We start from the raw sequence: 18,686 nt of genomic DNA, 5'->3' as shown, positions 1-18,686 counted from the left end.
TCGTGCCCGCGGCGGGATGCGTCCCGCTTAATTCTCCCCATACTGCCGCTTATCTGCCTGTTGAGCGCCGTACCGCGGGGGGCGCCCGTAGGTAGTCTCGGCGGGATACGCCGGCGTCTCGGGGGGAGGAGCGCTATGTCCGTGCGCGCATTGCCGTACACGTGGCTCGACGTGGGGGATCGGGTAGAGCCGGAGATCCGGGTGCTGCTGGCAGATCATGATCCGATCTCCCGGCACGTTCTGAGCAGCGTGCTCAGCACGTCCTGGCAGCTACGGGTGGTCGCCAGCATCGATTGTGGACGACCGGTGCGGGAATGGCCGTTGGCGAATGTCGACGTGGCCGTTCTCGGGGTCGGTCCGGTGGGTGATCACACGCACACAGCGCGTGAGTTGGTGGCGCATCAGGTCAAGGTCCTGCTGGTCGGGGTGGGGTGGAGCAGGCGCCGGCTCGACTCCGCATTCGCCTCGGGGGTGGCCGGGTGCGTCGTCAAGGACATGGAGGTCGAGCGGTTGAGCGCGGCCACCCGGGCCGTCGCGTCGGGGCACGTGGTGCTCTCGCCCGAGTTGCTCCAGCTCTACACCGGTGGCGGCGGCACGCCTGTGGCCGCCGGGACGGCCGAGAGCCACGTCCCCGACCACCTGTCGCTGCGGCTGCTTACGAGCAGGGAGCGCGAGGTGCTGGCGATGCTCGCGACGGGATGCACCACCGCGGAGGCCGCGGCGAAGCTCAAGGTCTCGCCAGCAACGGTCAAAAGCCACGTTTCGCACATGCTCACGAAGCTGGGTGTGCGCAACCGGCTCGAGGCGGTGCTGCTGATGCAGCGCGTGCTCGATTCTCCGGAACCGGTCGAATCTCCACCAATGGTGGAGGCCGCACCGCGCAGGTCCACTCTCGAAGGGCTCTCGACCGCTCGGGGATGAGGTGGCGCAGCGCCTGGTCCGGCCGGCCGATGACACGGGGAAGGCGCTGCGTCGAAGCTCGGTGACGACCACAAGTCGCTCTCCGAGAAACGCGAGTCATGGAACCCTTCTACGTTCTCGCCGATGCCGAACGCGAAGAGTTGCGGGACGCGGCGAATGCTGTCTCCAAGAATCCGTACGAGGACTACCCGGCTTTCTCCAGTGCGGTTCGCGATGTCATCGACCGGGGCGCGGTACCGGCGTTCTTCGCCGATGCCTGCGCCCGGATCCGGGCCGACCGGGCCGCCGGGACGTCCGAGGTGCACGTCCTGCGCAACTGCCCCATCGACGCGGTCATCCCCGCTCTGGACCTCGACGATCCGGTGGCCGACAAGTACCGCAAGAAGACCACGTTCCTCGGTGAGGTGCTGCTGGAGCTGTTCGGGCAGCTGTGCGCCACCCCCTTGCTGGCCTACGGGAGCCGCAACAACGGCGACTTCTTCACCGACGTGATCGCGATCAATCGCTATAGCGGCCAGCAGACCGGGTTCAGCGACAGCGAGCTCGTCTTCCACAACGACCGCACGGCGCACGACGTCCGCGCCGACTACACGGCGCTGCTCGGGCTGCGCTGCCCGGAGGGGGACTTCATCTACACCGGGTTCGTCGGCAGCGCGCAGCTGCTCGACCAGCTCGACGAGCAGGAGCAGCAGGCGCTGCGCGAACCGTGGTTCATCACCCCGTTCGACGTCTTCTCCCGCGACACCAACACCAAGCAGACGGTCTCGGAGAAGCACGCGATCTTCGTGGGAGAGCGCGGCGTCCGCTACCTGGACACGACCACCACGGTGGCGCCCGACAGCCCACCCGAGGCGAAGGACGCCCTGCTCGCGATGAAGAACGCGCTGGTCAGGGCGCCGAAGACGCGACACCGCATCGTCACGGGCGACCTGTTCACCTTCGCCAACCAGGACGGCCTGCACAGCCGGGAGAAGGTCGAGATCAACGACCCGGAGCGGGCGAAACAGCGCTGGCTGCTCAAGACATATGCCTTCCGCGACGACGCGGCGGCCGATCGACACGCGCACCGCTGGCTCGGTGGCGTCAGAGGACGGGTGGCGGACTGATGACCGAATCGACAACGACCGAATCGACGACGACCACGAACACCGCGGACTCCCTGGGTGAGCTGCTGCCGCGGCTGTTCACCGGCGCGGCCGACGGCCCGTTCGGGCACCGCGACCTGCACTTCGAGCCGCTCGTCACCGACGGGCGGGTCGGTGCGGAGATCTGCTGGCTCTACTCGACCAAGGAGACCGGCGAGAACGGTCCGGCGGCCGCCGTCGTGCGCTACCTGCCCGGTGCCGCCGCACCCGCGCACCTGCACTCCGGGCACGAGGTGATCTACGTCTTCAGCGGGGAGCTGGAGACCGACGACGGCACGTACGGCCCGAACAGCCTGCTCGTGATGCAGCCGGGCAGCGTGCACTCGCCGCGCAGCCCGAAGGGCTGCATGACGTTCGTGGTCTGGGAGAAACCGGTGAGGCGGCTGTGAGCGCCTCCCGGCGGGTGTCGATCTTCGACACCACCTTGCGCGACGGTGAGCAGGCCCCCGGCAACGCGATGACGCCGGCGGAGAAGCTCGACCTCGCCCTGCGGATCGAGGCGCTGGGCGTCGACACCATCGAGGCCGGCTTCCCGGCGTCGTCGCCGAGCGAGTTCGAGGCCACCGCACGCATCTCCGCGGCCCTGTCCACCGCGCGGTTCACGACGTTCTGCCGGGCGGTGCGGTCCGACGTCGACACGGCCGTCCAGGCGGGCGGGACGGCGAACCACCAGGTCCAGATCGCGGCAACGTGCAGCGATCTGCACCTGGAGCACAAGCGGGGGATCACGCGGGAGCAGGCGGTCGAGGAGCTCGCCGACGCCGTGGCGTACGCCGCCAAGCTGGGCGTCGAGTCGATCTCCGTCGGGATGGAGGACGCCAGCCGCGGCGCGCCCGACCTGCTGCGCTCGATCGTCGAGACCGGCATCGAGGCGGGCGCGACGTGCTTCGTCGTCGCCGACACGTCGGGCGCGCTGACGCCCGGCGAGTACGGCGACCTGATCGCGTCGATCCGCGAGTGGGCGCCGTCGCCGCTGCGGATCTCCACGCATTGCCACGACGACTTCGGGCTCTCGACGGCCAACGCGCTCGCCGGCGTGCAGGCGGGCGCCGACGAGGTGCAGGCCACGCTCGGCGGGATCGGCGAGCGGGCGGGCAACACCCCGCTGGAGGAGTTCGCGGCGCTGCTCGCCTACAAGCGGGAGAGCCTGGGCCTGCACACCGACATCCGGCTCGACGCGGTGTACGAGGCGTACACGGCGCTGCGCGCGGTGATCGGGCTGGACGAGCCGCGCAACAAGGCCATCGTCGGGACGTACGCGTTCGGCACCGCCGCCGGCATCCACCAGCAGGGGCTGCTGCGCAACCCCGCCACCTACGAGTTCGTGGAGCCGGCCCGGTTCGGCCGGCAGCGCTCGATGCTGATCGGGCGGCACTCCGGCCGTGCCGTGCTGCGCCACCTGCTCGACGGCATCGGGGTCGAGGTGGACGACGAGCGGTTGGAGGAGCTGTACCGCGTGCACGTGACCGACCGCGTCGGCGGCGATTGCGAGGAGCTGGACGTGGTGGCGCAGCGCCTGCGCGCCGCGCTGACATGAGGCCGCGCTGACATGAGCCGGGAGGCCCGATTGATCCAGCTGCTGACCCCCGACGGCGAGCGCGTCGATCACCCCGACTACCCGCTCGACCTCACCCCCGACGAGCTGCGCGGGCTCTTCCGCGACATGGTGCTGACCCGCAGGTTCGACGGGGAGGCGACCTCGCTGCAGCGGCAGGGCGAGCTGGCCCTCTGGGTCTCCTTGCTCGGCCAGGAGGCCGCGCAGATCGGTTCCGGCCGCGCCATCCGCGCCGCCGACCACGTCTTCCCCAGCTACCGCGAGCACGGCGTGGCGTGGTGCCGCGGCGTCGACCCGATCGACCTGATGGGCATGTACCGCGGGGTCACCAACGGCGGCTGGGACCCCGCCGAACACAACTTCCACCTGTACACGATCGTCATCGGCCCGGTGGCGCTGCACGCGACCGGCTACGCGATGGGGGTGGCGAAGGACGGCGCCGACATGGCCGTCATGTGCTACTTCGGCGAGGGCGGCGGCAGCCAGGGTGACCTGTCGGAGGCGTTCAACTTCGCAGCCGTGAACAACGCGCCGGTGGTGTTCTTCTGCCAGAACAACCAGTGGTCGATCTCCACGCCGTTCGCGAAGCAGTCCCGCGTGCCGATCTTCCAGCGCGCCGCGGGCTTCGGCTTCCCCGGAGTGCGGGTCGACGGCAACGACGTGCTCGCCTGCATGGCCGTCACGAAGGCGGCCGCCGAGCACGCCCGCAGCAACGGCGGCCCGATGCTGATCGAGGCGCTCACCTACCGGATGGCCGCGCACGCCACCTCCGACGACCCCACCCGCTACCGCATCGCGGAGGAAGGCGCGGAGTGGGAGCTCAAGGACCCGATCCACCGGCTCAAGACGTACCTGATCAACGAGCGGCTCGCCGACGACACCTACTTCGCGGACGTGGAGGACGAGGCCGACGAGCTGGCCGTCCACGTCCGGGAGGGTGTCCGGTCCATGCCGAACCCGCATCCCGCCGAGTTCTTCGACCACGTCTACGCCGGCGAGCACGCGCTCATCGACGAGGAACGGGCCGAGTTCGAGGCGTACCTGGCATCGATCGAGGGGGCCTGAGCATGGCGGCGGCGACGATGGTGAGGGCGCTCAACCAGGCGTTGCGCGACGCGCTCGACGCCGACCCCAAGGTGCTGGTCATGGGGGAGGACGTCGGGAAGCTCGGCGGGGTCTTCCGGGTGACCGACACGCTGCAGAAGGACTTCGGCGAGGACCGCGTCACCGACACCCCGCTCGCCGAATCGGGCATCGTCGGCACCGCGATCGGGTTGGCCCTGCGCGGCTACCGGCCCGTCGTGGAGATCCAGTTCGACGGGTTCGCCTTCCCCGCGTTCAACCAGTTCGTGAGCCAGCTGGCGAAGCTGCACGCGCGGTCGATGGGGAAGATCCGGTTGCCCGTCGTCATCCGGATCCCCTACGGCGGCGGCGTGGGCGCGATCGAGCACCACAGCGAGTCGCCCGAGGCGTACTTCGCGCACACCGCCGGCCTGAAGGTCGTCACGCCGTCGAACCCGACCGACGCCTACTGGATGCTGCGCCAGTCCATCGAGAACGACGACCCGACGATCTTCTTCGAGCCGAAGCGGCGGTACTGGGAGAAGGGGGAACTCGACGTTTCTGCGGCGCCGCTGGGGTTGCACCAGGCCCGCGTCGCCGAGCCGGGCGCCGACCTGACGCTCGTCGCGTACGGGCCGATGGTGGGGCTGTGCCTCGAAGCGGCTGCCGTGGCGGCCGAGGAGGGGCACGACCTGGAGGTCGTCGACCTCCGATCGCTCTCGCCGCTCGACTTCGACACCGTCCAGGCCTCGCTGGAACGCACCGGGCGCATGGTCGTGGTGCACGAGGCACCGGTGTTCTTCGGCAGCGGCGCGGAGATCGCGGCGCGGATCACCGAGCGCTGCTTCTACCGCCTGGAGGCGCCGATCTTGCGGGTCGGCGGCTACCACTCGCCGTACCCGCCCTCGCGGATGGAGGAGGAGTACCTGCCCACGATCGACCGGCTGCTCGACGCGGTGGAGCGGGCTCTGAAGTACTGACCCTTACTTCATGGTGGCGAGCAGCACGCCGACCCCGGAGATGGCCAGGCCGATGATCGTCAGCGGCTGGAGGGTCTGGCCCAACGTCAGCCAGGTCAGGATCGCGGTGACGGCCGGGGTCAGGAAGAACAGCGTGCCCACCTTGCTCGCGGACGACTTGCGCAGCATCAGGTTGAGCAGCACGAACGTGCCCACCGAGTTGACCAGCACGATCCAGCCGAGGGCCAGGGCGAACGAGCCCCAGTCGGTGATGTGCGGGGTCTCCAGCACCAGCGTGAGGACACCGATCACCGGGGCGCTCACGATGAACTGCACGGCGGTGCCCGAGCGGACGTCGAGGTCGGCGGCGAACCGCTTCTGGTAGACCGTGCCGACGGACAGCCCGAGCAGCCCGATGATGCAAAGGATCATGCCGGCGACGGAGAAGCTGACCCGGTCGACGACCGCGAGGATCACGCCGACGGCCCCGAGCACGAACCCGAGCCACTGGCGCGGCCCGATCCGCTCGTGCAGGAAGGTGGCGGCGAGCAGGGCGATCACCACCGGGTTGAGGCCCTGCCACAGCGCCACCACCGCGGCCGGCAGGCCCGTCGACAGCGCGGAGTAGAACGCCCCGAACTGCACCGCCTGGATGAGCAGGCCGGAGACGGCGATGTGCGCGAGCTTCACCCCACGCGGCCACGGCGCCCGCGTCGTGAGCGCGATCAGCGCGAGGAGGATCCCGGCGGCGGCGAACCGCGAGAACGTCAGCAGGAGCGGGGGAGCGGCGCCGACCCCGATGACGCCGGCGATGAAGGCGCTGCTCCACAGCACCACGAACACCGGTGGGACGACCATCGCGGCGCGGGAGGGCCGTGGTGGGGCGCCCTCCGACTGGCTCAAATCCGACGACACGTGGCTCCCCCGCCTAACCGATCAGTGTGGTTATGGACCCTAGACCCGGGCGCATAACCTGTCCAGGTGGTTACTCTGGTGCCGTGGACTTCCTCTTCATCAGCGGGGATGTGGCCCTCGACTACGCCGGGACGGTGGCGCACCGGCGGACCGACCACCACGATCTGCTGACCTCGCCGGCCGAGCTCGCGCGCTGGTCGGTGGCTTCCGGGCTGGTGGCGGAGCCGCCCGAGGTTGACGCGGCCGCGTTCGCCGAGGCGATCGACCTGCGGGAGGCGATCTACCGGCTCGCGTTCGCCCGGCAGGCCGGGGTGCGCACCGATGGGACGGACCGCGCGCTGGTCAACGCCGTTGCGGCGGGCGTCCCGACGGCGGTCGCCCTCACCGCCGCGGGTGAGGTGCACCGGGTGGGCGGGATCGACGCTGTGCTCGCGACGCTCGCCCGGGCCGCGGTCGAGCTGCTCGGCGGCCCGCTCGCGCCGTCGATCAAGGAATGCGTCGGCGGCGAGTGCACCCGCCTCTACGTGGACGGCTCCCGCCGCGGCACGCGCCGCTGGTGCGACATGCGCGAGTGCGGCAACCGCGCAAAAGCAGCAGCGTTCCGCGCAAGGACGCGTTGACAACGACGTTTTGGCTGTTGTGAGCGCTAACAAACAGCCAGAACGTCGTTGTCGACGGACACTCAGCACTCCGCGAGCAGGAGGTTGGCGCGCAGGGCCGTGAGCGGGCGGCGAGCGGCGTCGATGGCGTCGACGAGGGCCGCCGCCCGCGTGCGGGCCGCCTCGCGCTCGGTCGCCGAGGCGCCGGCGAGCAGCAGCCGGACAGCGGAGTCCTCCTCGATCAGCGCGATCGTCGTCGTGATGCCTTTGTCGTGCGGGATCGATCTCGGCGCCAGGACGTGCGCGGTGTCGACCAGATCGGGGTCGATGCCCGACCGGATCCGCTCGTTGGTGATCCGCGCGGCGAGCCGCGGCAGGTCGAGGTCCGCCGCGACCCGCTGCCCGGCGGCCAGCCGCTGTGCCGCAACCGTCCGGTCGCCGACCGCGGCCGCGACCCGGGCCCCGGTCGCGTAGCGGGCGATCAGGAAGTCGACGCCGCCGCCCGCGGTGCCGATCCGGTCGCTCTCGTCGAGCAACCCGGCGGCCTCGTCGAGCTCACCCATCTCGTAGCGCAGCTCGCCGAGCAGCGCCCCGGCCAGCCGCGCGGCGTGCGAGTTCGGGCCGAGCGACGCGCTCGCCAGCTCGACGGCCTCCTGGAACGCGCCCGCCGCCGCGGCCATGTCGAGCTGCTCCCTGGCCGCGATGCCGGCGTAACACCGGCCGTAGATCGCGACGTACGGGCCCATCCGGGCGTGGTACGGCGCGGCGAACTCCTGCCAGCGCAGTGCGGCGTCGAAGTCGTAGCGGAGTGTTGCGGCGATGGTCGCGACATTCGCGGCGGCCCCTGCGACACGCGTCGGCAGGGCGTCCGGCCGGCTGAGCGCGTCGGCGAGGAGCGCGTCGACGACGTCGAGCCGGTCGGCGAAGACCTCGCCGACGCTGCGCAGCACGTCGGCCTCGGTGCGCAGGTCGATGCGCTCGGCATCGGGCAGGTCGGACCGGTCGAGCGCGGCGTGGAACCGGGTCAGCGCCGCGCCGGTCGCCGCGGGGCGTTGCAGGAGCGCGTTCGCCCAGGCGACGACGAGCTGGATCCGGGGCCGGGCGCCGGCGAGGCGCTGCGGGAGCTTGGCGACGATCCCGAGGTAGGTCGTCATCTCGCCGCGTTCCAGAAGGTTGGTCTCGTCCCGCTCGACCAGGTCGAGTGCGGCCTCGGGCCCGTCGGCGGCGAGTGCGTGGTCGACGGCCTCGTTGAGCATGTTGTGCTCGTCGAACCAGCTCGACGCGATCCGGTGCAGGCCGTCGACCCGGTCGTCGATGTCGCCGTCGCGGTCGCGTTCCAGCCGGGCGCGCAGGTAGTCGCGGAACAGGTGGTGGTAGCGGAACCACGTGCGATCGGCGTCGAGGCGCTGCAGGAACAGCCCGCGCGCCTCGACCTGCTCGAGCACGGCCTGCCCGCGCCTGTTGCCGGTCAGCGCCGAGGCGAGGCTGCCGCAGGTCCGCTCGGTGATCGAGGTCAGCAGCAGGAACTCCAGCAGCTCCGGCTCCAGCGCGTCCATGACGTTCTCGGCCAGGAACTCGCCGATGTCGTCGTCGCGCCCGGAGAGGTGCCCGATGAGCCGGGCCGGATCCGCGCCTCCGCGCAGGGACAGCGCCGCCAGCTGCAGCGCGGCGACCCACCCGTCGGTCGTGGCGGTGAGCGCTTCGACCTGCGAGCCCGCCAGGCGCAGCTGCCCGACATCGACGAGCAGCGACCGCGACTCGGACGGGTCGAACCGCAAGGCGGCCGCGTCGATCACGACGAGCTCGTCGCGCACCCGCAGCCTGCCCAGCGGCAGGCCGGCCCGTGATCGGCTGGTCACGATCACCCGCAGCCGCTCGCCGGCGTTCTCCAGGAGGAACGCCAGCGCGGCGACCGACTGCTCGTTGCCGACCCGGTGCCAGTCGTCGATCACCAGCGCGACGTCGGCCTCGCCTGCGTCGATCCGGTCGACCAGCGCGGTCAGGACGTACCGGGCCGCCTCGTCGAGGTGCTCGGCCAGCAGCTGCGCGAGGTCCTCGGCCAGCTGCGGGCGGATCCGGCGGACCGCCTCGATCAGGTGCGACAGGAACCATACGACGTTGTCGTCGTCCTCGTCGACGGTCAGCCAGGCCCCCAGGACGCCTTCGGCGGCCAGCACGTCGCGCCACTGCGCGGCGAGCGTGCTCTTGCCGAACCCGCTGGGCGCCTGGATCAGCGTCAAGCGGCGCGCCCGGGTCCCGCGCAGCGCCGTGATCAGCCGCTCCCGGGGGACCAGCGTCACCGCGGGTGTGGGTGGCGGCCGGAACTTCGCGGCCGGCGCCGGGGGAGTGGTGGGCGTCGGGGCCGGGCCGCGGTGCGTCCCGGTCGGGAATCCGGTTGCGACCCCGGTTGCGTGCCCGGTTGCGACACCGGTCGCGCCTGGGTCGGCGCGCCGGGCCGGTGCGGCCTGGATGTCGGCGGGCAGCGCCATGTCGTCGACCACCAGCTGGTGCCGACGTTGCGCCGTGCGCAGCTGCTCGCCGAAAGCCGCGGCGGATGCGGGCCGTCCGGCGGGGTCGGCGGACATCGCCTGCTCCACGAGCCGGCAGACGTCGTCGGGGACGCCGCCTTCCCGCAGGTCCGCCACCGGCTGCGTGGTGAGCCGCACGAAGTGCGCGAAGAGCTCCTCGCCGGAATGCCGTTCGAACGCCGCGTGCCCGGTCAGCGCGCAGAACAGCGTCGCGCCGAGCCCGTAGACGTCCGAAGCCGGCGTGGGGCGGCGACCCCGCAACAGCTCCGGAGCGGTGAACCCGGGTGACCCGGCGACGGCGTCGGCGGAGGTCTGGAAGCCGCCGGTGATGCGCGCGATGCCGAAGTCGGTGAGCTGGGGCTCGCCGTACTCGGTGAGCAGGATGTTGGCCGGTTTGACGTCGCGGTGCAGTGTGCCGGCCCGGTGCGCGGCCTCCAGCGCCCCGCAGATCTTGACGCCCAGCCGCAGGCTCGCTGCCCAGTCCAGCACACCCTTCTGCCGGATCCGCTCGTGCAGCGAGCCCTTCGGGTGGTACTGCATGACGATGTACGGGCGGCCCGACGCCGTGGTCCCGACCTGCATCATCGTGACGATGTGCGGGTGCCCGGACAGCCGTCCCATCGCCCGCTGCTCGCGCAGGAAGCGCTCCAGGTTGTCCGGGTCGACGTGCGAGGTCAGCACCTTGACCGCGACGGTCCGGTCCAGCTCCGGCTGGCCGCACCGGAACACCGCACCGAACCCGCCGCGCCCGATCTCCTCGGGGTCGACGAACCCCTCGGCGTCCAGCTCGGCCCGGACGTCCGGAACAGCGTCGTTCGGTGCGGGTGGTCGCTGCGTCCTGCCCTCATCGGAGTCGGCCATCGCACCGCGAATAATCGTCGTGACGTCGCGGCCGGGCAACAGCCGGCGCGACAGCTGGCCGGAGTCAGGCGGGTGGCCGGCCGAATCGGAGGACCAGGCCGAGCGCCGCATCGCGCAGCGGGAGGCATCGGCGCACCCCGACGGCCCGGTTCATGAGCCGCGACATCCGGGCCAGCCGCTGCGTCGGCGGCCGGCGTTCGCGGTCGTACGAGGCCAGTGCCAAGGCCACGTCGGGGTCGTGGACGAGCTGCTCGGCGAGCGACAGGCCGTCGACGATCGCCTCGCAGGCACCCCGTCCGAGGTCCGGGGTCATGGCGTGCGCCGCGTCGCCGATGAGGGCGACGCGTTCCGTGACGTACGACGGCAGCGGCGGGTCGAGGTGGTGCAGGTCGTGGTGCAGCACCTCGTCCTCGGTGACCAGGTCGAGCACTGCGCGGACGTCCTCGTGCCAGTGCCCGAACCGTTCCTTCAGCGCGGCCACCTCGTTGCCCGGCTCGCGTTGTCCCTCCGGCGCGTGGGCGGTCGCGAACCAGTTCGTGCGCCCGCCCTCCTGCCCGGTGATCCCGAAGATGGCACCCCTGCCCAATGTCTGGGCCGTTACGCCGAGGTCCGCGGGTACCGCGCCGCGCCAGACCGTGTGCCCGGTGTAGCGCGGGCGGAACCCCGGGCCGAAGAGGGCGTCGCGGACGCGGCTGTGCAGGCCGTCGGCGCCGACCACGACGTCGTACCCGGCCAGCTCCCGTACGTCGGGTGCCTCCACACCGAACCGCAGGGGTCCCGCGGCCGCGGCGAGCACCCCGAGCAGGGCGGGTCGGGAGATCAGATGCACGGCGTCGCCGCTGCGGCGTTCGAGTGCCGCGCTGTCGATGGCCCCGATGCGGCTGCCGTCCGGTCGCAGGAACACCGCTCCCGACTGGGCACGGCCGATCGTGCGGACCGTCGCGCCCACCCCGAGCGTGTCGAGCGCCTTCAACGCTGCCGGCCAGATGCCCAGCGCGGTGCCCGTTGTCGGGTGGGTCGCGGCGCGTTCGAGCACGTCGACCCGCCAGCCGTTGTGGCGCAGGTGGATGGCGGTCGCGAGGCCGCCCCCGACGATAGCCGCTGATCTCATCATGAACCTGACGGTACTATCTTCATAGTGAAATGGCACTAGAAACATAGTGAGGTGACGTGTCCCGACGGGAGCAGGTGCTCGACACCGCGGTCGAGGTGCTGGGCGGGGGAGGCATGCGGCGGCTCACGCACGGGGCCATCGACGCCGCGGCCGGAGTGCCTGCCGGGACGACGTCGAACGTGTTCCGGACGCGCGACGCGCTGGTCAGCGGACTGGTGGCGCACATCGAGGCGCTCGACCGCGCCGAGTGGGCCGGGCTCGCCGGGACGGATCCGCCCGCGGACGCGGACGCGCTCGCCGAGGCGCTGGTCGGGTTCGTCCGGCATGCGGTGGGCCCGGCCCGGGCCCGGACGGCAGCCCGCTACGCGCTCTTCCTGGAGAGTCTCGCCCGCCCCGAGCTGCGTGCCGCATTGCTGCGCAGCCGAGCCCAGTTGGTGGAGTGGGCCGCTTGGCAGCTGCGCGAGCTGGGCTCCCCGGCGCCGCACGAGCACTGCCGCATGTTGCTCGACCACCTCGACGGCGTGATCCTGCACGAGCTGGTGCTGCAGGCCGGCGGCGATGTCGAGACGGGCATCCGCGCGCTGCTCCGCGGCCTGCTCGGCTGAAGACGATCACCGTCAGCCGCTCGTGGCGCGCCGGTCGTAGCGCCTGCGGGCCAGGCCGTACGCGGTCCGGAGCAGCTCGCGGGCGAGCTGATCGGTCCGGGGTCCCGGTTCGACGATGGCCATCCAGCCGAGTGGCCCGTAGACCGGGTGCGGGAACAGGACGTCGGTGCCGCTCGGGTCGATCGCGTGCGGGGGCTCCTCCTTCGGGTCGTGCCCGAGCCGCGTGCGGAACTCGTCGCTCCCGGCGAAGATGTTCAGCCGGAACGCCCCGGGACGGTCGAGGCGGGAGCGGCGGTCGTCGGGGTAGTCCTTCGTCACGATGGTCGCGAAGGGCTGGGATCTCGGCACGACGCCGTCGGGTGCGTAGTAGAAGAACGTGTCGCCCCAGGCGATCTCGGGCGAGCCGTCGCCCGGCTGGGGTTGCAGGGTCAGGAGGCCACCCTGCTGCTCGAGGAACTCGATGATCTCGGCGATGCCCATGTGTTCTAGTGTCAGCTTGAAGTGCTTGTGTGGACTTCGCTCGGGCGTTCCAGGGAGAAACTCGTGTCAGGTCGCAAGTCCGGGCTGCGGACCGCCGACGTGGCCAGGGAGTCGGGCTACTCGGTGCAGCAGATCCGCGACCTGGAGAGCGAGGGTGTCCTGCCGGCCGCACCGCGCACCGGCTCGGGCTATCGCGTCTACGGCGAGCAGCACGTGCACGCCGCGATCGCGTACCGCGGTTTCGCGGCCGGGATCGGGCCCGTCGACGCGAAGGCGGTGCTGCGTGCCGCCCGGTCCGGACAAGGTCCGGAGCTGCTGGCGCTGGTCGACGCGGCCCACGCCCGGCTCCACGCCGAGCGGCGGGACGTCGCGCTGGCCCGTCGTGCGGCCGCCGTGATCACCGCGGAACGGGTCGACGACGCGCTCCCCTCGGACGTCATGACGATCTCCGAGCTCGCCGATGCCCTCGGCGTGCGGACGTCCACGCTGCGGCACTGGGAAGCCGAGGGCCTGGTGTCCCCGCGCCGGGCGCCCGGCGGGGGAGCACGCACCTACGTGCCCGTCGACGTCCGCGACGCCCGGATCGTCCACCAGCTCCGCATGGCGGGGTACGGCATCGCCCCGCTCCGCACGCTGATGCCAGAGCTGCGCCGTGCGAAGCGGTGGGACGAGGTGCGCACGATGCTGGCCGACCGCGACGCCGCCATCGACGCGCGATCGGCCGCGCTGATCGCCGGGACGGCGGCGCTGCACCTGAGCTCCGGTCAGGCCGCCTTCGCGACCGCGCGGGCGTAGTCGGCGAAATCGGTGGCCGGCCGGCCCAGCGCGCGCTGGACGCCGTCGGTGACGTGGGCGTTGCGGCCGTCGAGGATCTCCTGGAACACCGCAACCGTGCCGGCAACGGCGTCGGTCGGCACCCCGTCCCCGACCAGCGCGTCGGCGAACTGGTCGAAGGTGATCGGTCGGTAGCGCAGCGGCCGGCCGACGGCTGCCGACAGCTCGGCGGCGGCGTCGCCGAAGGTCAGCAGCCGGGGCCCGGTCACCTCGTAGACCTGGCCGATGTGGCGCTCGTCGGTCAGCGCCGCCACCGCGACCGCGGCGACGTCGTCGGCGTCGATGAACGGCTCGGCCACCTGCCCGGCCGGGAACGCGAGCTCGTCGTGGCGGAGGAGGTCGGTGAGGAAGCCGTCGTCGAAGTTCTGCGCGAACCAGCTGGCCCGCACGATCGTCCACTCGGCACCCGACTCGCGCAATGCCCGCTCCGCCTCGAGCGCGTTCTGCGAGCCCCGCCCGCTGAGCAGCACCAGCCGGCGGGTGCCACGGGCCAGTGCCTCCTCGGCGAACGACCGGATGTGCTCGGCGGCGTCCGGGTCGCCGATGTCGGGGTGGTAGCTCAGGAACGCGGCGGCGACACCGTTGAGGGCCGGGCCCCAGCTGGATGTGTCCTGCCAGTCGAACCGCGGCCGGCTCGACCGCGTCGCGATCCGGACCGGCACTCCGCGGCCCGTCAGCTGCGCGGCGACCCGGCGGCCGCTCGTACCGGTGCCACCGACGACCAGGGTTGGTGCTGTGTTCGTTGTCATGAGGGAAGTCAATCGGGAGGCGGCGGTGCGGAACATGGTCGAGGGAGCCACGTTCCATGTCTGTCCGTCTACCCTGGGCGGGTGGACGCGCTGGCGAACCTGCTGGACGGTCCGCGGGGCCGGGAACCCGTGCTGGTCCGGATGATCATGCAGCCGCCGTGGTCGGTGCGCGTGCAGGACGAGGCGCTCCTCGGCATGATCGCCATGTTGCACGGGTCGGCCTGGGTGGTGCCGTCGGCGGGCGAGCCGTTGCGGCTCGACGCCGGCGCCGTCGCGGTGCTGAAGGGCCCCGATTCGTTCACCTTCGCGGACAGCCCGACCGCGTCCCCGCAGGTGGTGATCAACCCCGGGTGGCGACCCGCCACCGTCGACGGCACGGATCTCGGGTCGACGATGGATCTGGGCGTGCGCGCTTGGGGCAACGACCCCGAAGGTTCGACGGTGGCGTTGCTGGGCTGCTACCACGTCAGCGGTGAGATCAGCCGCCGGCTGCTCGACGCCCTGCCGCAGGCCCTGGTGCTGACCCCGGCACTGTGGGAGTCGCCGCTGCTGCAGCTGCTCGACACCGAGATCGGCAAGGACGAGCCGGGGCAGCAGGCCGTCCTGGACCGGTTGTTCGACCTGCTGCTGATCGCCGCGGTGCGGGCCTGGTTCGCGCGACCCGACGGGCACGCTCCGGCGTGGTATCGCGCCCACCGCGATCCGGTGGTCGGCCGCGCGCTGCGCTTGCTGCACGACCGGCCGTCCAGCCCGTGGACGGTGGCGAGCCTGGCCCGCACGGTCGGCGTCTCCCGCGGGCTGTTCGCGCGCCGGTTCGCCGAGCTCGTCGGCGAACCACCGATGACCTACCTCACCGGCTGGCGCCTCGCGCTGGCCGCCGACCTCCTGCTCGAACCCGGCGCCACGCTGGAGGCCGTCGCTCGCCGGGTCGGATACAGCAACGGCTTCGCGCTGAGCACCGCTTTCAAACGGGTGCGCGGCGTCAGCCCGGCCCGGCACCGGCAGGGCAGCGATCAGAGTCTTCAGAACAGGTCGTAGGTCGGCCAGGTCCCGACCTTGCCCTTCAGCTCGGTCAGCATCGCGTCCATCGCCCCGGTGATCTTGCTGTTCGGGACGGGGTCGCGGGTGTTGGCGAGGGCCGCCCAGTTGAAGCCGTCGTTGCGGCGCACCAGGAGCGTCCCCGTGCCGGGCAGGCTCCCGTCGTGGAACCAGTTCTTGTCGCTGTGCACCCACCAGCCTTTCGCGTACCCCGAGCCGCCGGCGGGGACGGGCTTCGCGGTGGACGCGGTGGTCATCGTGGTGATCGACGCGGCGCTGAGGATGTCGGGGCGCGTGCCGAACCCGTCCACCCTGGTCACGAACTTCATGAGGTCGTTCGCGGTGGCCAGCCACCCGCCGTGGGCGTCCATCCGGTCGACGCGCCAGGTGTACGGGGTCTCGCCGCCCTGCCCGTAGTAGACGACCTCGCCGTTGCGCCGGTCGGCGAGGGTGTTGCCGGCCGGCTGCATCGCGGTGATCCCGCACGGCGCCAGCACGAGCTCCTGCACCGCCGTCGTGTACGGCTTGCCGGTGACCCGCTCGATCACCCGGCCGAGCACGCAGTACCCGAAGTTGAGGTACTCCCACTTCTGCCCCGGGGTGGTCGCGAGCGGGCGGTTGTCGAGCATCGCCGAGATGAGCGCAGCGTGGTCGAAGTCGGGGTTCTGGAACATGGGGTCGTCGGGGACGTTGTTCCAGCCCGAGGTGTGCTCCAGCAGGTGCTGGACGGTGATCGTCTCGACGTTCGCCTTGTACGGCTGCTTGCCGTACGTCGTCCCGAGGAGCCCGCCGGCGCCGAAGACGGTGTCGGTGAGCCGCAGTCGTCCGGTCTCGATCAGCTTCATGCAGGTCACCGAGGTGACCTGCTTGGAGATGCTGGCGATGCGGAACAGGCTCGCCGGGGTCACCTTCGTGCCGCTCGCGGTGTCGGCCAGCCCGAAGCCCTCGGAGTAGACGAGCCGACCCTCCCGGGTGATCGCGATCTGCATGCCCGGCACGGACCACGTCTTCATGAACGCGGCCACGACGTCGGACATGGCCTTGAGCTCGTTCGGGGAGAACTGGCGCTTCTCCCAGACCCCGGCGAAGAGCGGCTTGATGGCGCCCCCGGCGGCCCTGACGTGGACGGGGCGGAAACCCTGGTCGGTGGCCTTGGTGAACTCGGCCTGGTACTGGCCGGAGACCAGCCCGTGCCGGGCGATGAACGGCGCCCCGCCGGCCTGCTCCCAGATCGCGGCGTACCGCACGTCGATGCCGACGGCGTAGGGGCTGATCCGGACCGGCCGGTAGCCGTCCTTCGTCACCCGCTCGAACTCGGCCTGGTAGTCCGCGGGGGTGAGGTTGTGCCTCGCGACCAGTGCAGGGCCGCCCGTCTGGTGCCAGATCCCGGCGAACCGGGCCTGGCCGCCCTCTTCGTAGCCGCAGACCTCCACCGGCCGGTATCCGTCCTTGGCGAGCCTGTCCCACTCGGCCTGGAAGGCGTCGGCGGTGAGGCCGTGCCGGGCGACCAGCGCCGGGCCGCCGACCTTGTGCCACAGCGCGGCGAACCGGGCCTGGCCGTTGATGCCGAAGGCGCTGATCCGGACCGGCCGGTAGCCGTCTCCGGCCTGCTTCTCGAACTCCGCCTGGTAGGCGTCGGGGGTCAGGCCGTGGCGGGCGATCAAGGCGGGCCCACCGGTCTTCTCCCAGATCGCGGCGTAGAACTCCCGGCCGGCGTCGGCGTACCCGCAGACGTCCACGGGCCGGTAGCCGCCTCTGGCGAGCCGGTCGAACTCGCTTTGGTACTGCGGGGCGGTCATGTCGTGCTTCGCCGTCCAGCCGGGGTCGGGCGGTGGGGCGAACGCGGGCAGCGCGAGTGCCGCGGTCGGGATGCCGCACGCCGAGAGCAGGCTCCCCACCCCGGCGAGCGCCGCGGCCGCGCCGAGCGCGCGCAACACCTCTCGGCGGCTCGTCACCGGCAGCGCGGTGGGGCGGGTGGAGTCGTCGCGGATGTCGGTCATGGCGGTCTCATTCGCTCGCGGGGTGCCTCTGACCAGCATCGCGAGGAATCTCAGCGCGGCATCAGTAGTGCACTACCTGTTCCGCGCAGTGGAGCGAGGACCTCCGCACCGAACCGTCGGACGTTGTCGAGCGTGCGGGCAGGATCCCCGGTCCCTTCGACGAGGAACGCCATGCGTTCGAGGCCCGTCGCGCGCAGCGTCGCGGTGAGGCGTTCGCGGCAGCGGGCCGGCGAGCCCACCGGATGGATCCGGATGAGGTGCTCGGTGTACTCGTGCGGGTCCCGCGTGCGGTGCGGGTGGCCGTCGGCGCGGCGGTACGAGGCGAGCCCGGGGCCGAGCCAGCCCGGCAGCGCCGCGCGCAGCGTCGACTCCGCCTCGGCGTCGGTGTCGGCGACGTAGGCGACGCCGACGCCGATGTGGTCACACCGCGCGGTCCCGTGACGGGCGATCGCGCGGGCCTTCTCGGTGTCGTCCGCGTGCATGCCGAGCAGCAACGGAAGCCCGCGTGCGGCGGCGAGGTCGACGGTGGCCGCCGATGTCGCCGCCAGTAGCACCTGAGGTGCGCAGCCGTTCTGCGGACGGGGCACGACCGGCACGGTGGGGAAGGGGTAGCGGGGTCCGTGGCCGGTGACGGTCGGCCCGGCCAGCGCGTCCAGGAGGAGGTCGAGCGACTCCGCCATGCCGGCCTCGAACGCGCCGGCCGGCGCGCCGAAGACCTGCAGGTCGATCCACGGCCCGCCGCGCCCGACCCCCAGCCGGAACCGGCCGTGTGAGAGCTGATCGAGCAGCAGCGCCTGCTCGGCAACCGCAACGGGATGCTGCGTGGTCATGACGGTGACCGCGGTCCCGACGGCAACCCGCTCGGTCACGCCGAGCAGGTGCGCCGCCATCGTCATCGCCGAGGGGCACAGCCCGTACGACTGGAAGTGGTGCTCGGCCACCCACACCTCGTCGAAGCCGGCCTGCTCGGCGGCGACCGCCGTCGCCACCGTGGCGTCCAGCACCTCGGTCGAGGTCATGCCGGCGAACTGCGCGGCGGGCAGGAAGACGCCGAACCGCAACGCGGAATTCATCTGCACCTCCGTGGGACTTGGTCCGGGTCGACCCATCTGGGTGGGATGAACTCCGGTAGGCCATCCACTATTCGGACGAACCATTCCGTGGCATGGATTTCCCGGTGATGCATCCTGCACAACATCACCAAGTTGTTGATTTCAGTGGGTCCACCGTTCTGCCATTCGATTATATGGTGGATGTCGCACCAACTCGCCGGGCGGCCACATCTCGCGCATCCGCGGTCACGGGCGGCGACGGCTCGTCG

18 protein-coding genes are annotated in these 18,686 nt (G+C 71.6%); 10 read left to right on the top strand and 8 right to left on the bottom strand.

From position 1 onward, the window contains the following. Window positions 1-135 precede the first annotated feature (135 nt). The 6 genes from LL648_RS32880 to LL648_RS32855 all read left to right on the top strand — a co-directional run bounded on the left by LL648_RS32880 (window position 136) and on the right by LL648_RS32855 (window position 5,663). A complete protein-coding gene (locus tag LL648_RS32880) occupies window positions 136-921 on the top strand; it encodes a response regulator transcription factor (protein ID WP_232666698.1) in 786 nt (261 codons plus the stop codon). A gap of 98 nt (window positions 922-1,019) precedes the next feature. Beyond that, window positions 1,020-2,027, top strand: coding sequence for a TauD/TfdA family dioxygenase (locus LL648_RS32875; protein ID WP_232666697.1), 1,008 nt, complete (start codon window positions 1,020-1,022; stop codon window positions 2,025-2,027). Further along, complete coding sequence (locus tag LL648_RS32870; protein ID WP_232666696.1) at window positions 2,027-2,455, top strand: cupin domain-containing protein; 429 nt, start codon at window positions 2,027-2,029, stop codon at window positions 2,453-2,455. The genes LL648_RS32875 and LL648_RS32870 overlap by 1 nt, the downstream gene beginning before the upstream one ends. Further along, window positions 2,452-3,603 carry a LeuA family protein gene (locus tag LL648_RS32865; protein ID WP_232666695.1) on the top strand — a complete coding sequence of 384 codons (1,152 nt, stop codon included), beginning with the start codon at window positions 2,452-2,454 and terminating at the stop codon, window positions 3,601-3,603. The genes LL648_RS32870 and LL648_RS32865 overlap by 4 nt, the downstream gene beginning before the upstream one ends. Window positions 3,604-3,633: 30 nt before the next feature. Beyond that, complete coding sequence (pdhA, locus tag LL648_RS32860; protein ID WP_232666694.1) at window positions 3,634-4,686, top strand: pyruvate dehydrogenase (acetyl-transferring) E1 component subunit alpha; 1,053 nt, start codon at window positions 3,634-3,636, stop codon at window positions 4,684-4,686. 2 nt (window positions 4,687-4,688) lie between these two features. After that, window positions 4,689-5,663: an alpha-ketoacid dehydrogenase subunit beta gene (locus tag LL648_RS32855; protein ID WP_232666693.1), complete on the top strand. Its 975-nt coding sequence runs from the start codon at window positions 4,689-4,691 to the stop codon at window positions 5,661-5,663. Window positions 5,664-5,666: 3 nt separating this feature from the next. Here LL648_RS32855 and LL648_RS32850 read toward each other — a convergent pair whose 3' ends face one another. After that, entirely contained in the window at window positions 5,667-6,557 is an 891-nt protein-coding gene (locus LL648_RS32850) for a DMT family transporter (protein ID WP_232666692.1), read from the bottom strand. 83 nt (window positions 6,558-6,640) lie between these two features. On the opposite strand from LL648_RS32850, the gene LL648_RS32845 reads away from it, so the two are divergent. Further along, the gene (locus LL648_RS32845) at window positions 6,641-7,177 is read left to right on the top strand and encodes a CGNR zinc finger domain-containing protein (protein WP_232666691.1); all 537 of its coding nucleotides are present in this window, start codon (window positions 6,641-6,643) and stop codon (window positions 7,175-7,177) included. Window positions 7,178-7,239: 62 nt separating this feature from the next. Here the strand turns inward: LL648_RS32845 and LL648_RS32840 are convergent, their stop codons facing one another. Both LL648_RS32840 and LL648_RS32835 read right to left on the bottom strand, forming a co-directional pair. Beyond that, entirely contained in the window at window positions 7,240-10,545 is a 3,306-nt protein-coding gene (locus LL648_RS32840) for a serine/threonine-protein kinase (protein WP_232666690.1), read from the bottom strand. Window positions 10,546-10,609: 64 nt separating this feature from the next. Beyond that, window positions 10,610-11,659 carry an FAD-dependent monooxygenase gene (locus LL648_RS32835; RefSeq protein WP_232666689.1) on the bottom strand — a complete coding sequence of 350 codons (1,050 nt, stop codon included), beginning with the start codon at window positions 11,657-11,659 and terminating at the stop codon, window positions 10,610-10,612. A 56-nt stretch (window positions 11,660-11,715) separates the two neighbouring features. On the opposite strand from LL648_RS32835, the gene LL648_RS32830 reads away from it, so the two are divergent. After that, on the top strand, window positions 11,716-12,264 hold the full coding sequence (locus LL648_RS32830; protein WP_232666688.1) for a TetR/AcrR family transcriptional regulator: 549 nt from the start codon (window positions 11,716-11,718) through the stop codon (window positions 12,262-12,264). Window positions 12,265-12,276: 12 nt separating this feature from the next. Here LL648_RS32830 and LL648_RS32825 read toward each other — a convergent pair whose 3' ends face one another. After that, window positions 12,277-12,744 (bottom strand): DUF6194 family protein, encoded by a 468-nt coding sequence (locus tag LL648_RS32825; RefSeq protein WP_232666687.1) that lies wholly within the window; start codon window positions 12,742-12,744, stop codon window positions 12,277-12,279. 63 nt (window positions 12,745-12,807) lie between these two features. Between LL648_RS32825 and LL648_RS32820 the strand changes: the two genes are divergently transcribed. After that, window positions 12,808-13,539, top strand: coding sequence for a MerR family transcriptional regulator (locus tag LL648_RS32820; protein WP_232666686.1), 732 nt, complete (start codon window positions 12,808-12,810; stop codon window positions 13,537-13,539). On the opposite strand, the gene LL648_RS32815 is transcribed toward LL648_RS32820, so the two are convergent. Beyond that, window positions 13,509-14,327: an NAD(P)H-binding protein gene (locus tag LL648_RS32815; protein ID WP_232666685.1), complete on the bottom strand. Its 819-nt coding sequence runs from the start codon at window positions 14,325-14,327 to the stop codon at window positions 13,509-13,511. The genes LL648_RS32820 and LL648_RS32815 overlap by 31 nt on opposite strands. Before the next feature lie 81 nt (window positions 14,328-14,408). Between LL648_RS32815 and LL648_RS32810 the strand changes: the two genes are divergently transcribed. Continuing rightward, a complete protein-coding gene (locus LL648_RS32810) occupies window positions 14,409-15,365 on the top strand; it encodes an AraC family transcriptional regulator (RefSeq protein WP_232666684.1) in 957 nt (318 codons plus the stop codon). On the opposite strand, the gene LL648_RS32805 is transcribed toward LL648_RS32810, so the two are convergent. From LL648_RS32805 to LL648_RS32795, 3 genes are all read right to left on the bottom strand, one after another. Then, window positions 15,350-17,365 carry a serine hydrolase gene (locus tag LL648_RS32805; protein WP_232666683.1) on the bottom strand — a complete coding sequence of 672 codons (2,016 nt, stop codon included), beginning with the start codon at window positions 17,363-17,365 and terminating at the stop codon, window positions 15,350-15,352. The genes LL648_RS32810 and LL648_RS32805 overlap by 16 nt on opposite strands. Window positions 17,366-17,415: 50 nt before the next feature. Continuing rightward, complete coding sequence (locus LL648_RS32800) at window positions 17,416-18,438, bottom strand: LLM class flavin-dependent oxidoreductase (RefSeq protein ID WP_232666682.1); 1,023 nt, start codon at window positions 18,436-18,438, stop codon at window positions 17,416-17,418. Continuing rightward, window positions 18,435-18,686: HNH endonuclease signature motif containing protein (locus tag LL648_RS32795; RefSeq protein WP_255687021.1), on the bottom strand; the 252-nt coding region annotated here is incomplete at its 5' end. The genes LL648_RS32795 and LL648_RS32800, both read right to left, overlap by 4 nt.

The organism is Pseudonocardia sp. TRM90224 (genome assembly GCF_021245725.1).
GTDB lineage: Bacteria > Actinomycetota > Actinomycetes > Mycobacteriales > Pseudonocardiaceae > Pseudonocardia.
The sequence above is the reverse complement of the archived record's forward strand: the minus strand, read 5'-3'. Positions and strand labels throughout refer to the sequence as shown.

Coding starts and splice junctions, on each gene's coding strand:
- LL648_RS32815 (WP_232666685.1), bottom strand. CDS start 14,327: ATGACAACGAACACAGCACCAACCCTGGTCGTCGGTGGCACCGGTACG.
- LL648_RS32840 (WP_232666690.1), bottom strand. CDS start 10,545: ATGGCCGACTCCGATGAGGGCAGGACGCAGCGACCACCCGCACCGAAC.
- LL648_RS32800 (WP_232666682.1), bottom strand. CDS start 18,438: ATGAATTCCGCGTTGCGGTTCGGCGTCTTCCTGCCCGCCGCGCAGTTC.
- LL648_RS32855 (WP_232666693.1), top strand. CDS start 4,689: ATGGCGGCGGCGACGATGGTGAGGGCGCTCAACCAGGCGTTGCGCGAC.
- LL648_RS32805 (WP_232666683.1), bottom strand. CDS start 17,365: ATGACCGACATCCGCGACGACTCCACCCGCCCCACCGCGCTGCCGGTG.
- LL648_RS32870 (WP_232666696.1), top strand. CDS start 2,027: ATGACCGAATCGACAACGACCGAATCGACGACGACCACGAACACCGCG.
- LL648_RS32835 (WP_232666689.1), bottom strand. CDS start 11,659: ATGATGAGATCAGCGGCTATCGTCGGGGGCGGCCTCGCGACCGCCATC.
- LL648_RS32880 (WP_232666698.1), top strand. CDS start 136: ATGTCCGTGCGCGCATTGCCGTACACGTGGCTCGACGTGGGGGATCGG.
- LL648_RS32875 (WP_232666697.1), top strand. CDS start 1,020: ATGGAACCCTTCTACGTTCTCGCCGATGCCGAACGCGAAGAGTTGCGG.
- LL648_RS32825 (WP_232666687.1), bottom strand. CDS start 12,744: ATGGGCATCGCCGAGATCATCGAGTTCCTCGAGCAGCAGGGTGGCCTC.